The sequence below is a fragment of the Mycolicibacterium gilvum genome, from assembly GCF_900454025.1.
Taxonomy (GTDB): domain Bacteria; phylum Actinomycetota; class Actinomycetes; order Mycobacteriales; family Mycobacteriaceae; genus Mycobacterium; species Mycobacterium gilvum.
In genome coordinates, this window is the sequence record NZ_UGQM01000001.1 from 140,386 (window position 1) to 153,675 (window position 13,290).

Sequence of the window (13,290 nt, forward strand, 5' to 3'; positions counted from 1 at the left end):
CGATGCTGACCCGCTTCATCAAGATTCAGCTCATCATCTTCACAATCCTGACCGTCGTGGCGCTGGGTGTTCTCGGGCTGTACTACCTGCGGCTGCCGAGCCTGGTCGGCGTCGGGCAGTACACGCTGTACGCCGAGCTGCCACGCTCCGGAGGCCTGTACCCGACGGGCAACGTGACCTACCGCGGCACCCAGATCGGCAAGGTGACCGAGGTCGAGCCGACGGAGACCGGTGCCCGGGCGACGATGAGCATCGACAACGAGTACAAGATCCCGGCCGACGCGACGGCCAACGTGCACTCGGTGTCGGCGATCGGTGAGCAGTATCTGGACCTGGTGTCGACCAGCGGCACCACCCAGTACCTCAGCCCCGGCCAGACCATCACCGAGGGCACGGTGCCCAGCGAGGTCGGTCCGGCGATCGACGCGGCCAACGACGGGCTCGCCGTGCTGCCGAAAGAGAAGATCGACGCCCTGCTCACCGAGACGTCGGAGGCCGTCGGCGGGCTCGGACCGTCGCTGCAGCGACTGGTTGATTCGACGACCAACCTCGCCGAGGGATTCCGGGACAACCTGCCGCAGGTCACCGACATTATCAACAACGCGGCGCCGATCCTGGACAGCCAGGTCCAGTCCGGTGACGCGATCGAGCAGTGGTCGCGCAACCTGAATGTGATCGCATCGCAGACCGCGGAGCAGGACCCCGCGCTGCGCAGTGGTCTGCAGCAGGCGGCCCCGACGCTGGACCAGGTCAACACGGTCTTCAGCGATGTGCAGGAGGCACTGCCGCAGACGCTGGCCAACCTCGCCGTCGTCAACGACATGCTCAAGCGCTACAACAAGGGCATTGAGCAGACCCTGGTCATCTACCCGCAGGGTGCGTCGCTGCTGCAGATGGGCTCGATCTTCCAGGACGGCGGTCTGCTGCACTTCGGTCTGTCCATCAACCAGCCGCCGCCGTGCATGACCGGCTTCCTGCCCGCCTCGGAGTGGCGCTCGCCGGCCGACACGAGCACAGCGCCTATTCCCTCGGGTATGTACTGCAAGATCCCGAAGGACTACCAGGGCAATGTGGTGCGCGGTGCCCGCAACTATCCGTGCGTCGATGTGCCGGGCAAGCGTGCGGCCTCGCCGAAGGAATGCCGCAGCGACGAACCGTACGTCCCGCTGGGCACCAACCCGTGGTACGGCGACCCGAACCAGATCGTGGCGTGCCCGGCCCCCGGCGCCCGCTGCGACCAGCGGGTGGCGCCCGGTCAGGTGGTTCCCGCACCGTCGATCAACAACGGTCGCAACCCGCTGCCCGCCGACGAACTGCCAGCGCCGCAGACCACGGCACCTGTCAGCGATCCGGTGAGCCCTCCGGGCTCCGGTACGGTCAGGTGCAGCGGCCAACAGCCCAACCCGTGCACCTACACCCCCGCCCAGGGTCCTCCCGGCACGACCGCCGGGTACAGCCCGAGCAGCGGTGAGGTCGTGGGGCCTGACGGTGTCAGGTACAACGTGACCAATTCGACGAATCCAGGAGACGACGGATGGAAGGAGATGCTGGCACCAGCCGGCTGATCCCCGAAGCCGACACTGCCGACGAGGTGGTCGACACCCCGACGGCGGAGGCTTCCGACCCGTCACCCGACCAGGACGTTCCTGCCGACACCCGCAGGCCGACGCGGCTGGGCAACGGCTGGGTCGCGACCCTCTGCGCGGTGTTGCTGCTGCTGGCCGGCGGTGCCGTCGCCGCAGGTGTGCTGTCGATGCGCGCCAACGAGCGCGCCGCGGAGGTCGCCCGCTCCGACGAGGCGGCGTTGCAGGCCGCCAAGGACTGCGTGGCGGCCACTCAGGCGCCGGACACCGCGGCGATGACGGCCGCACAGTCCAAGATCCTGGAGTGCTCGACCGGTGAGTTCGGGGTCCAGGCCGGGTTGTTCAGCAGCATCGTCGCCGAGGCGTATCAGGCCGCGAACGCGACGGTCGCCGTCGATGACCTGCGGGCCGCCGTCGAGCGGCACAACGAGGACGGCACCGTCAACGTGCTGGTCGCGGTGCGGGTCCGGATCACCAACGCCGAAGCCGCTGATCAGCGGGTCGGCTACCGGCTGCGGGCCACGATGGCCTGGGACGAGGGGCAGTACCGGATCTCGAGCCTGGACCAGGTCAACTCGTGACGGCGGTGCTGGACGTGACCGCGACGATCTCCGAACCCGAGCCGACGGCGGAAGTCAGGCCGGCGTCCTGGGGTGCGCGGGCCGGGGCGCTGGCGCTGGACATCCTGCCCGCCCTCGGTGTGATCGCGACGTGCGTGGTGCTGGCGTTGACGGCGCCGTTCGACGGCTGGGTCCGGTGGCTGTTCACCGCGCTGGCGGCGGTGGTGTTCGTGTTGATGGTCGTGAACCGGCTGGTGCTGCCCGCGGTCACCGGGTGGACGCTCGGGCGGGCGCTGTTCGGTATCGCGGTGCGCCGCGCCGACGGTGGCACGGTCGGGATCGGCCGGTTGACCGTCCGTGAGGTCGCCCATCTGCTCGACACGCTCTCGCTGTTCGTCGGATGGCTGTGGCCGCTGTGGGATTCGCGGCGCCGCACGTTCGCCGACATGGTGGCGCGGACGCGGGTGGTGCGGGTGGCGTCGCCCCGGCGCGACATGCGCCGGGTGGTATCTGGTGTGCTGATCGCGACGATGGTGGCCGCGGTGGCCGCCGTCGGCCTGGGCTACGCGTTGATCTTCCGCGAGCAGCGCGCGCTGGACTCGGCCCGTGAGCAGGTCGCCGAGCAGGGCCCGCGGATCGTCGAGCAGATGCTGAGCTATCACGTCGACACACTGGTCGACGACTTCGCCAGGGCGCAGACGCTGACCACCGACGGGTACCGCCCGCAGCTGATCGATCAGCAGCAGGCCGTGCAGGGTGCGGGGCCGGTCAACAACGAGTACTGGGCAGTCAACAGTGCGGTGCTGACCGACCCGCCCGTCACCGCGAACCGGGTGTCGATGTTGTTGGCGATGCAGGGGCAGCGGGGCACCAACGCCGAGGACATGAAGCTCATCACCGCGACGGTGCAGGTCGACTTCGAGAAGGCGGCCGACGGCCAGTGGAAGGTGGCCAACCTGACTGTGTTGAAGAGGCCGATGATGAACGCGGGTGGCGGATGAGCCCGCTGCGCAAGTTCGCCGACGGCGATCCCGGTGAGAGCACCGTCGATCCCGGATTCTTCCGGGCAGAGCCCAAAGCTGCTGTGCGCTGGGGGCTTCCGGTTCTTTCGGCGGTTGCCACGCTGGTGGTGATCGCGGCCATCGCGGCGGCGACGTTCATGCTGATCCGTCAGGAAGACGATCGCCGGGCCGCGGTGAACGAGGCGTCTGCGCTGGGATACACCCGCGAGTTCATGGTGACCTACACCAGCCTGGACCCGTTCAACGCCAACGCGTATGCCGACCGGATCAAGGCCCAGGCCACCGGCGAGTTCGCGAAGAACTTCGGTGAGCGGCTCAACGAGATCCTGGTTCAGGTCGCGCGTTCGGAACCGAGCACCGGCGAGGTGCTCGCGGCGGGCGTCCAACGATGGAATGACGACGGCAGTGCCGACGTGCTGGTCGCGACGAAGGTCAGCTCGAGGACTCCGGACGGGAAGGCGACGATCGAGAGCGGAAGCCGTTGGGTCGCAACGACGATCAAGGAAGGACAGCAGTGGAAGATCAGCAACCTGGTTCAGGTGATCTGACCGGCGACGCCCCCGCTGCGCGCCCGCGCCGACGGTTGTTCGGGCGACGTCCGAAGAGCGCGGCTGCGGAGCCGGTAGCGGACGCTGTCGAGGCCGAGACCGAGCAGGCCGCTGCAGCGGATGCTGTGGAGGACGCGCCGAAGCGGCCGATGGGCAAGGGTGCGCGGGCGAAGGGTGCTGTGTCCGAGAACGCGGAAACTGCGCCTGACCTCGAAGCGGAAACACCGGCCGCCGAGGCGGATCCGGCGCCGGCGGATTCCGAGGCGTCGGAGGACGAGTCGACGCCCGAGGTCTCGGAACCCGAAGCGACTGAGCCTCAGGCCGAAGCCGAAGTCGAGGCCGACCCCGAGCCCGAGCCCGTCGTGATGGTCCCGCACCGGCCCGCCGGGCGGGGAGTGCTGATCGCCACGGCCGTCGCGTCGGTGGTGTTCGTCGGGGCGAGCGGCTTCGCCGCGGCAATGGCGCAGCCTTACCTGTCTGAAAGGGCGCTGGTGCAGACGAAGCTCACGATCGCGCGCACCGCGACCGACGCGATCACCACGTTGTGGTCCTACACGCCGGAGGACATGAGCTCGCTCGCCGAGCGGGCGTCGGCGTACCTGACCGGTGATTTCGCTGCCGAGTACCGCCGCTATATCGATGCGATCGTCGAGGCCAACAAGCAGGCGCAGGTCACCAACACCACGCAGGTGATGGGTGCGGCCGTGGAATCGGTGTCGCCGCCGTCGATTCCGACCGAGGCGACCGCTCTGGTCTACACGAACTCGGTGGCCACCAGTCCGGTGACGAAGAACATCCCGTCGCTGCGCTACCTGTCCTACCGGCTGACGATGAACCGCGATGGGGGCGAGTGGCGCATCACCCGGATGTCGACGATCACGTCCTTCGATCTGACACCGCAGCTGTAATCGGGCCCTATCGCCGTGGCGTTCCCCTCACCGGTGTCGCGGAGGCAAACGGTTATCGCGCTGCTGTTGCTGACATTCACCACGGGGCTGGTCGATGCGGTCAGCGTGCTGGTGCTGGGACATGTGTTCGTCGCGAACATTACCGGAACGTTGTGTTCCTCGGCTTTTTGGTACGTGCCACATTCCGGGGGTGGACCTCACTGCAGCGCTGGTCGCGTTCGTCGGCTTCTTCGACGGGACGATCATCGGCGGGCGATTGTCACGCCACCTCGACAGCAATGTGCGGGTGTGGCTGACGACGGCGCTGGGACTCGAGGTCGTTGCGCTCGCGGTGCTCGCTGCCGTTGCCGGGGCCGGTCTGGTGCACTATCACGACTACTCCAAGCTGATCCTGATCGTCGGGCTCGCAGTGGTTTCGGCAGCCAGAACGCAACCGCCCGGCAGTTTGGCATCCAGGTGCGCGCCACGGTTCTGTCGCCCATATTCGCCTGAATCATTGCGGCCGCTATTTCGTGCGGGTGGGTGTGCTTCTCACTCCCTTGCCAGTCCTGATAATCACGATCAGGGGAATGAATCGAGAGCAGAAATCGCGGGCACTGATGGACAGTGGGTTCGGCAGCAGAAGGTTTCACCGCGCAGCATCGAAGACTTCCGGTCCGTCGTCGAATCCGACCGCATATTTCAACTCTGATGCGTTGCACGAAGAAGATCAGGGCGCGATCCGTTTCGTTCTGCTCTGACGGCGGCTGACGGTTCGGGCGCAAAACAAATCTCAGTTGAGTGCAACATCAGCCTCATTCATGATTAACCCCTGGGGGAAGGTGGCGATGTGCGGTGATCAGCTGCCTGCATGATCAAGATGGCCTAGCATCTCCAGCCATGCGGGGGAGGGTTCGGGCTGTGACGACATCTGTCATCGGCATTGCATGCGGCACGTCGATCGCTGCCGTGCGGCGGCAATGGAATAACTTCACCAATAACCGTCACCGAGACAAAGCTGGTCACAATCACAGCGACAGTAGCGCCATCTGCGTCCCACCCTCAACCCCCACCAACGCCCAGGGGGCCGTCCACCTCCATCCCCGGGGACGGCACCCTCATGGTTGGGACCGACATGGCGCCTGGGGTCTACAGGAGTGCAGGCCCCGCAAGCGGTTCGCCGTTTTGCAGCTGGGCACGCCTGAACAAGCTGAGCGGCATTACCGATTTCGACGCGCGGCGATCCTGCGAGGTAATAACACCGGTCAAGGCGTAGTGACGTTTGAACCGAGCGATGTCGCTTCCGCCACCCAGACGTGTCAAACGTGGCAGAAGGTCGGCTAAGAGTTGATCAGCGCAGAACTTTCAGAGGGGATGTAATTGTGAGTCAATCGCCATCACCTGCGCCTGGCTGGTACCCCGACCCGTTGAATCCTGGAAAGCAGATTTACTGGGACGGCGCTTCGTGGGGCGAACCGGTTGGCGTGCCGGACAATTCAAGTAATGCCAAGAAGACGGGTGTTGCGATCGGCGTCTGTGTGCTGGCAGTCGTCGGACTTGTGATGTCAATGCAGTCGGTCAGCCTGATGACCGGCTCGGGGCCGGTGTGGACCGGTGTTGCAGTGGTGGGAGTCGCCACAGCTATCGCGTTTTTCATGGGTGCTGCTACCTGGGTCCGTGTCTTAGCCTGCGTGCTCTTGGCGTTGTCGCTCGTAAACGGCTTCTACATCGAGAGCCAGATGTCCGAAAAGCGTGACGAGTTGACACGGGTGTTCGACAACTAGCCAGGCTGCGTCCAGCGGATCGCTCACCGGCGATCTCTTGCCGGTCTAGTGAATCAGTTCGGGTTCCGTGAAAGTATTACCGTCCGAATGTGATTGTCCGATGGGGGGATTGATGCGTGCGTAGGCGATGACTGGAGTTGGAAGCGGAGCGCTGCTCGTCATCGGTTGCGGCGGGAACCCTGACGGTGGTTCTTCGTTAACTGTCCTCGCAGCGGCTGTGCCTTCCACCGTTACGATTGTCGCCTGCCATGAGGATGGGACCAGTGTGACCTGATTTTTGCCAGGGTGATGGGACCACCTGGATTGCCAGTTATGGGACCACCGGCGCGTCGCGTCGGTGGTCTTTTCATTTGTTCGTTCGATCGCCGTGACAGCTCAAGTCACGGAGGTCGCCGGCATGGCTTTTCGGGAGGTCAGTGTGAACGAGATCAGGGAAGTTCTGCGGGTGTGGCTGGGCGTGGCGGGGTTACCGGCGCCGGGGTACCGGACGATCGCCGCGCATTGCGGTGTGGATCGCAAAACGGTGCGCCGTTACGTCGAGGCCGCCCACGCGGCCGGTCTGCGCCGCGGCGACGACGCCGGCGCGATCGACGACGGTCTGATCGGGATGGTCGCCGAAGCGGTGCGCCCGGTTCGCCCCGATGGTCACGGCGCGGCGTGGGAGCAGTTATTGGGGTTCGAGGATCAGATCACCAAGTGGGTGGCCGGCTCTGGTGAGCAGCGGCCGTTGACAGTGACCAAGATCCACACTCTGCTGGGAAGGCAGGGCTGTGTGGTGCCGTATCGGACGTTGCACCGATTCGCCAGCCAGCGTTGCGGTTTCGGCCGCAAAGATCTCACGGTGCGGGTCGCTGATGGTGATCCCGGGGTGGAGTGCCAGGTCGACTTCGGCTATCTGGGGATGCTCACTGACGTCGATGATGGGCGCCGCCGCAAGGTGCATGCGCTGATCTTCACCGCGGTGTACTCCCGGCACATGTTTGTGTGGCTGTCCTACTCGCAGACTCTGGCCGCGGTGATCGCCGGCTGCGAGGCGGCCTGGGAGTTCTTCGGCGGCGTGTTCGCCGTGCTGATCCCCGACAACCTCAAACCGGTGATCGCCGCCGCCGATGCGGTCAACCCGCAGTTCAGCCAGGGCTGGCTGGACTACGCCGGGCATGTCGGGTTCCTGACCGACCCGGCGCGGGTGGCCTCGCCGAAGGACAAGCCGCGAGTGGAACGCGCCGTGCAGTACGTGCGCCGAAACTTCTGGGACGGTGAAACATTCACCAGCCTGGCCCATGCGCAGCAGGCGGCGACGGTGTGGTGTCGTGACACCGCGGGCACCCGCACACACGGCACCATCTGCGCTCGTCCGCTGGAGGTGTTCACCGCCGAGGAACAGTCCCGGCTGTTGCCGGTGCCAGGGGTTTATGACGTGCCGGTGTTCAAGACGGTCAAGGTGCACCGCGATTTCCACGCCGAGGTCGCCAAGGCGCTGTATTCGCTGCCCGAGTGCTGGATCGGTCAGTACCTGGACGTGCGGGCCGACACCGAGTTGGTGAAGTTCTATCGCCGCGGCGTGCTGGTCAAGGTCCATCCTCGCCAGCCGGCCGGTGGGCGCAGCACCGACCCCGCTGATCTGCCCGAACACAAGACCGGCTACGCGCTGCGCGATGTGACGACATTGATCGCCACCTGCGCCGCGCACGGCCCCAACGTCGGGATCTACGCCGAACGCATCCTCGATGACCGGCTGCCCTGGACGAAGATGCGCACCGTCTACCGGCTGCTGGGCCTGGTGCGCCGCTACGGCGCCGACCGGGTCGAACAGGCCTGCGCACTGTCGCTGGATCTTGATGTCGTCTCGGTGAACAAGATCGCCTCCATGCTCGAGCGTGCCACCGAGACCAGCACACCCGCGCTGCCGAAGGCCGTCCGCCACACCGCCACCCGCTTCGCCCGCGATCCATCCGAATTCAGCTCCACCCCAACACCATTGACCATCATCACGACCACCGTTGCCGAGGAGAACCGCTGACATGACCACCACCGCCCGTGGCGCCACCGACCCGATCGGCGCTGACCTGCTCCGACTGCTCAAGACCCTCAAACTCGGCGCGATGGCCGACACCCTGCCCGAACGCGCCGCTCTGGCCCGCCAACACAAACTCAGTCACATCGGGTTCCTGGAAACGCTGCTGGCCGACGAGGTCTCCCGACGCGAATCCCGCTCCGCCGCGTTGCGGGCGACCAAAGCCGGACTCGACCCCACCATGCGGTTTGATACCTGGACCGCACACGAGGACCTGCGCTATGACCGCACCCTGCTGGGGGATCTGACCTCACTGCGGTTCCTCGACGCCGGCCAGTCCGCGATCGTCCTCGGGCCCGTTGGTGTTGGCAAGACGCATCTGGCAACAGCATTGGGACACATGGCCATTCGACGCAGACACACCGTAGTCTTCGGCCGGGCCGACAAACTGTTCACCCGACTGCGCGCCGCAAGGCTCGACCACACCGTCGACGCCGAGATCCGCCGCCTGGCCGCCGTCGACGTCCTCATCATCGACGACTTCGCGCTACGCCCGCTCGACGCCACCGAAACCAGCGACTTCTACGAAATCGTCGTCGAGCGCCACCGCGCCAAGACCACCATCGTGACGTCGAACCGCGAGCCCGCTGAATGGCTGACCATGACCGCCGACACCCTGCTGGCTCAATCAGCCATCGACCGGCTGACCTCCGCCGCGCACACCCTGGTCATCGAAGGACCGTCCTACCGCCAACGGACCCGGCCCCAGCTTGACCCAGACCCCGCCGACGAGCATCCTCAGTAACGCGCCACGGTGGTCCCATCCCCCTGGCAATCAGGTGGTCCCATCACCCTGGCAAGCGACAACGATCATTGCCTGACAGCGAGAACAGATCGGACGGATAGCTCAAGGCGTCCCCCCGCGAGGCATTCGATCTCAGCGCGCGACACATCCCCCTGCGAGCGTGCGCGAAGTTCGACAGTAGCTCGGCGTGTCTGCCGCGGACACGCACGCTCGCGGGGCTGGGGGTCAGTTGAAGGCGAGCCAGGCCGGCTGGGCGCGCTCGCGGGAGTCGCACAGCACCGCCATGGTGTCGCACGATCCGCGGGGCGCGCCCGCACCCGCCCACATACCGCCGGTGTCGCGGCGCAACACGATCGCCGACGATCCGCCGCCGTCGAGCAATATCGCTGTGTCGCTACCCAATCCGCGGAACAGGTCCTGGATCTGGTCGGGTGTGTAGCTGCCGCCCTGGAACACGTACATCTCGTCGCGGTCCTTGACGTAGGCCAGTGCGGTGCGTGCCGCGCTCGGGCCCGGATCGTTGAGCTGCCCGGCGTCACCCGGCGCGAGCAGCCCGATGCCGGCCACGGCGACGAAGCGCGTGCCCTGGTCGATCAACTGCGTCACCACCGGCGTCGCGGCGTCGTAGTCGTCGTCGCTGCGGGGTGGGACGACGAACGGCGTTCCTTGCACCGGCAGCACCATCGTCGACAGCGCCATCCAGTTCTCGTTGCCGCCGGAGAGCCCCTGCTTCCCGGCGTAGGCCAGCGTCCCGGTGACTTTCGCGTTGGTACGGCCCAGGTTTCGGGTGTTGTCGACGTAGGCGCCCAGCGGGGAGCTGCACCCGGTCGTCTTCCACGAGCCGCCCTGCTGACCCCGCACGTCGAAGAAGTTCGCGTTGATCGCGATCGTCGGCTGGCCGAGCGCCTGCCACGCCTGGATCGGGGTGTAGATCTCGGCGGACTGCCACAGGCCTTCGCCAGTGCGGGCGCGCGGATCCTGTTCGCAGCGGGCCTGATATCCGGTGTGGGAATCGGCGAGCAGGCGCGGCGCGAGACGCTGCGATGCGTTCTTGATGATCATCAGCCGGCCGCCGTTGTTCATCTCGTACCAGTTGCCCGCGGCGTCGAGCATCGGCGCGGCGAACCCGCTGCCGAAGTTGTAGACCAAATACGAGCCGCGGGTGTTGGCGATCGCGCCGGCGAGCAACTCCCGGGCGTTTGCGGCGCGGGCCGGAGGTGCCACCGCCACCGCGGCGAGCATCGCGCACAGGGTCACGACCGCGAGTTTGGCGACGAGCGCGGTGCCGGTCCGCATCGGGAGACGCCGGAAGTTTGCGGTCGGAGTCGTCACCGGCGGCTCCTATCGGAAAAACGGATCAGTCCAGATCACAATAATCCCAGCAGAACCACTGTCAACTTTCGTCACAGCAGCATCACAGGTTGGTCGCGACAGGGTCGCTGCGGCCTTTGCTGTCCGGGATCAGGCCGGTGGTGTCAGCCGGTAGATCGCGTCGGCGGCGTCGTCGGTGATGTAGACGGAGCCGTCCGGCCCGGTCGTCGCGGCCACCGGGCGGCCCCAGCGCGAACCGTCGTCGGCCTGGAATCCGCCGACCAGCGTCTGCTGGTCACCGAGGCCGCCGTCGCGCCACGGGTAGAACGACACCTCGGGCGCCCGGGGCGGCTGCCGGTTCCACGACCCGTGCACGCCGACGAGGGCGCCGCTGGCGTACGGCTCGGGCAGAACCCCGTCGGTGAAGCTCAGGCCGAGCGGGGCCGAGTGCGCGCCCATGCTCTGCTCGACGGGAGGTAGCGCCGCACAGTCGAGTAGTTCGCCGTCGGGGTTGGTCTGTACGTCGCGGACGAACGGCAGGTCCGCCGGTCCACCGACGTTGTTGCAGTACGGCCAGCCGAGTTCGCGGCCCGGCGAGAGCCTGGCGATCTGCTCGGGCGGATTGTCGTCGACGTAGTCCGGCAGCACTTCGCCATAGGACGGCCCGGGATCGGGAAACGCGATGTTGTCACGGCCGTTGTTGGCGATCCAGACCGCACCGTCGGGTGCGACGGCCAGTCCGGTGCCGTTGCGGACGCCGGTGGCGAACGGTTCGGCGGGCCCGCCGCCGGGTGGCACCCGCATGATCGTCGCGCGCGGCGGGGTCGCGTCCCGGTCGTCTGCGGAAATGTTTCCCGTGGAACCAATCGAGAAGTACACCGCGCCGTCGGGGCCGACCGCCACGCTCTTGAGCACGTGCGAGTACGCCCCCCGTAGGTCGGGGCTGCGGTCGTCGGGCAGGCCACCCGCGACCACGCGGGGGTTGGTGGCCGCGCCGCCGGCGTAGTCGTACCCGTCGACCTGATCGCTCTGTGCCACGTACAGCGTCGGCCCGCCGAACGCGAGGCCGTGGGGTTCGTCGAGGTCGTCGAGCAGCACCGACTCCTCGGGCGGACTGTCGCCGCGCGGCCGGAACGACAGCACCTGGCCGGTGCTCGGCACCGACACAAGCAGCGCGCCGTCGGGTGCCCACGCCATCAGCCGGGGACGCGAGGTGCGCGCCCATACCGACAGCGTCCACCCCTCGGGGACCACAGCTTGGCGAGGCTCGTCGAACGGCGAGTCCCCGAGATCGGGTGCGACTTCGACGGTGACCGTCTGCGTGCCGGCGACAGGCTGCGTCGTCGACGTGGAGCTGGAAGACGGTGCCGCGGTCGGGGTCGGGGTCGACGATGGTGACGGCTGCTCGCCGGAGCAGCCGGCAAGCAGCGCGCACCCCAGGACCAGGACGCCGATTCTGTTATGCCGCACCGATTCCCGCATGCATCTCCCAGACCAGGATCTCGGCCGGGGTGGTCGCGGTGATGCGCTGCCCCCCGGTAGCGGTGAAGCGCACCGCGTCGCCTTCCTGCAGCGCGCCGGCGCCTTCCAGCGTGACCGCGCCCCGAGGCACGAACAGGTGGAGGTAGGGCGCGTCCGGAAGGTGCACACTCTGGCCCGGTTCCAGGCGCGCACCGTGCAGCGCGGCGTACCGGTTGCGAATGGTGATCGCGGCCTCGTTGCTGTGCTCGGGCATGCCACTCGCGATGGTGACCAGGTTGCCGCGCAGCAGTTCGTCGTCGATCTCCAACTGCTGGTAGCCCGGTTGGATGCCCGACTCATCGGGCACCACCCACATCTGGACGAAATGCACCGGTTCGCTGTGGGATTGCTGACCGGTCAGCGTCCAGGAGTCGTTCTTCTCCGAGTGCAGGATGCCTCGGCCGGCCGACATCCGTTGTGCCAGGCCGGGATAGATGACTCCGGAGTGCCCGGTGGAGTCCTGGTGGACGAGGGAGCCGCGAAGCACCCAGGTGACGATCTCCATGTCGCGGTGCGGGTGGGTGTCAAACCCCGCACCGGGGGTGACGATGTCGTCGTTGTTGACCAGGAGCAGCCCGTGGTGGGTGTTGTCGGGGTCGTAGTGGCTGCCGAACGAGAAGGAGTGCTTCGAGTCGAGCCACTCGATCGCTGTCTTCGCGCGCTCGTCGGCACGCCGGACGTCGATGACGCTCGTGCTGCGGGTCATGGGCGATCTCCTTCGGAGTCCTCGTCAGCCTAGGTGGCCGACATGCCCTCGACAACATAGATGATGCATCATGTATTCCACGGTTAGGCTGAGGAGATGGAGTGGCTGAGCGACGAGCAGCAGCGGATCTGGCGTGACTACCTGGCCATGGTCAGCAAGCTGCACACCGCGATGCACCGCCAACTGCAACAGGACTGCGAGCTGTCCCTGTCGGACTACGACGTGCTCGTCGCGCTGTCGGAGCGCGGGCCGATGCGCATCAACGAGCTCGGCGAGCTGATCGGCTGGGAGCAGAGCCGGCTGTCGCACCAGCTGCGCCGCATGCGCGGCCGGGGACTCGTGGCGCGCGAGGGCGACGGCGACGACCGCCGCGGCGCCACCGTCGCATTGACCGATGCCGGTCTGGCCGCGGTGCAGACCGCCGCGCCGGGTCACGTCGACCTGGTCAGGACCGTGGTGTTCGACGGGTTGAGCAAAGCCGAGGAGCGCGCGTTCGGCGCGACGATCGCCGCGGTGCTCGAACGGCTGAACGCCCGCTCGGCCGGGTGA

At 66.9% G+C, this 13,290-nt stretch carries 13 protein-coding genes and 1 pseudogene; 11 read left to right on the top strand and 3 right to left on the bottom strand.

The genetic code is table 11. The features are described from left to right. Positions 1-2 precede the first annotated feature (2 nt). The 10 genes and pseudogenes from DYE23_RS00685 to istB all read left to right on the top strand — a co-directional run bounded on the left by DYE23_RS00685 (position 3) and on the right by istB (position 9,203). Entirely contained in the window at positions 3-1,565 is a 1,563-nt protein-coding gene (locus tag DYE23_RS00685) for an MCE family protein (RefSeq protein ID WP_115326212.1), read from the top strand. Beyond that, positions 1,535-2,164, top strand: coding sequence for an Rv1363c family protein (locus tag DYE23_RS00690; protein WP_115326213.1), 630 nt, complete (start codon positions 1,535-1,537; stop codon positions 2,162-2,164). The genes DYE23_RS00685 and DYE23_RS00690 overlap by 31 nt, the downstream gene beginning before the upstream one ends. Next, positions 2,161-3,144, top strand: coding sequence for an RDD family protein (locus DYE23_RS00695; RefSeq protein WP_099962285.1), 984 nt, complete (start codon positions 2,161-2,163; stop codon positions 3,142-3,144). Before DYE23_RS00690 ends, DYE23_RS00695 begins: the two co-directional genes overlap by 4 nt. Further along, positions 3,141-3,713 (top strand): Rv1363c family protein, encoded by a 573-nt coding sequence (locus DYE23_RS00700; protein ID WP_115328823.1) that lies wholly within the window; start codon positions 3,141-3,143, stop codon positions 3,711-3,713. Before DYE23_RS00695 ends, DYE23_RS00700 begins: the two co-directional genes overlap by 4 nt. Beyond that, entirely contained in the window at positions 3,680-4,621 is a 942-nt protein-coding gene (locus DYE23_RS00705) for a mammalian cell entry protein (RefSeq protein ID WP_115326214.1), read from the top strand. The genes DYE23_RS00700 and DYE23_RS00705 overlap by 34 nt, the downstream gene beginning before the upstream one ends. 15 nt (positions 4,622-4,636) lie before the next feature. Continuing rightward, positions 4,637-5,095: pseudogene (locus DYE23_RS00710) on the top strand (DUF1275 family protein); the annotation flags it as partial. A gap of 448 nt (positions 5,096-5,543) precedes the next feature. Further along, complete coding sequence (locus DYE23_RS32055) at positions 5,544-5,876, top strand: Rv1352/Rv1906c domain-containing protein (protein ID WP_483310428.1); 333 nt, start codon at positions 5,544-5,546, stop codon at positions 5,874-5,876. A 106-nt stretch (positions 5,877-5,982) separates the two neighbouring features. Beyond that, positions 5,983-6,384 carry a DUF2510 domain-containing protein gene (locus DYE23_RS00715; RefSeq protein ID WP_011891606.1) on the top strand — a complete coding sequence of 134 codons (402 nt, stop codon included), beginning with the start codon at positions 5,983-5,985 and terminating at the stop codon, positions 6,382-6,384. Between the two features lie 397 nt (positions 6,385-6,781). Continuing rightward, positions 6,782-8,404 (top strand): IS21 family transposase, encoded by a 1,623-nt coding sequence (gene istA / locus DYE23_RS00720; protein WP_115326215.1) that lies wholly within the window; start codon positions 6,782-6,784, stop codon positions 8,402-8,404. A 1-nt stretch (position 8,405) separates the two neighbouring features. Continuing rightward, positions 8,406-9,203, top strand: a complete 798-nt coding sequence (gene istB, locus DYE23_RS00725; protein WP_067388237.1) for an IS21-like element helper ATPase IstB — start codon at positions 8,406-8,408, stop codon at positions 9,201-9,203. 225 nt (positions 9,204-9,428) lie between these two features. On the opposite strand, the gene DYE23_RS00730 is transcribed toward istB, so the two are convergent. The 3 genes from DYE23_RS00730 to DYE23_RS00740 form a co-directional block, all read right to left on the bottom strand. After that, positions 9,429-10,535 (bottom strand): phosphodiester glycosidase family protein, encoded by a 1,107-nt coding sequence (locus tag DYE23_RS00730; RefSeq protein WP_115326216.1) that lies wholly within the window; start codon positions 10,533-10,535, stop codon positions 9,429-9,431. 129 nt (positions 10,536-10,664) lie between these two features. After that, positions 10,665-11,996, bottom strand: coding sequence for a PQQ-dependent sugar dehydrogenase (locus DYE23_RS00735; RefSeq protein ID WP_115326217.1), 1,332 nt, complete (start codon positions 11,994-11,996; stop codon positions 10,665-10,667). Further along, positions 11,974-12,741 (bottom strand): pirin family protein, encoded by a 768-nt coding sequence (locus DYE23_RS00740; protein ID WP_115326218.1) that lies wholly within the window; start codon positions 12,739-12,741, stop codon positions 11,974-11,976. Before DYE23_RS00740 ends, DYE23_RS00735 begins: the two co-directional genes overlap by 23 nt. A 96-nt stretch (positions 12,742-12,837) precedes the next feature. On the opposite strand from DYE23_RS00740, the gene DYE23_RS00745 reads away from it, so the two are divergent. Further along, positions 12,838-13,290, top strand: coding sequence for a MarR family winged helix-turn-helix transcriptional regulator (locus DYE23_RS00745; RefSeq protein WP_115326219.1), 453 nt, complete (start codon positions 12,838-12,840; stop codon positions 13,288-13,290).

What these genes read in the sequence shown, in the direction of transcription:
- DYE23_RS00685 (WP_115326212.1), top strand. Translation starts at nt 3, where the DNA reads ATGCTGACCCGCTTCATCAAGATTCAGCTCATCATCTTCACAATCCTG.
- DYE23_RS00690 (WP_115326213.1), top strand. Translation starts at nt 1,535, where the DNA reads ATGGAAGGAGATGCTGGCACCAGCCGGCTGATCCCCGAAGCCGACACT.
- DYE23_RS00700 (WP_115328823.1), top strand. Translation starts at nt 3,141, where the DNA reads ATGAGCCCGCTGCGCAAGTTCGCCGACGGCGATCCCGGTGAGAGCACC.
- istA (WP_115326215.1), top strand. Translation starts at nt 6,782, where the DNA reads ATGGCTTTTCGGGAGGTCAGTGTGAACGAGATCAGGGAAGTTCTGCGG.
- istB (WP_067388237.1), top strand. Translation starts at nt 8,406, where the DNA reads ATGACCACCACCGCCCGTGGCGCCACCGACCCGATCGGCGCTGACCTG.
- DYE23_RS00735 (WP_115326217.1), bottom strand. Translation starts at nt 11,996, where the DNA reads ATGCGGGAATCGGTGCGGCATAACAGAATCGGCGTCCTGGTCCTGGGG.
- DYE23_RS00740 (WP_115326218.1), bottom strand. Translation starts at nt 12,741, where the DNA reads ATGACCCGCAGCACGAGCGTCATCGACGTCCGGCGTGCCGACGAGCGC.
- DYE23_RS00745 (WP_115326219.1), top strand. Translation starts at nt 12,838, where the DNA reads ATGGAGTGGCTGAGCGACGAGCAGCAGCGGATCTGGCGTGACTACCTG.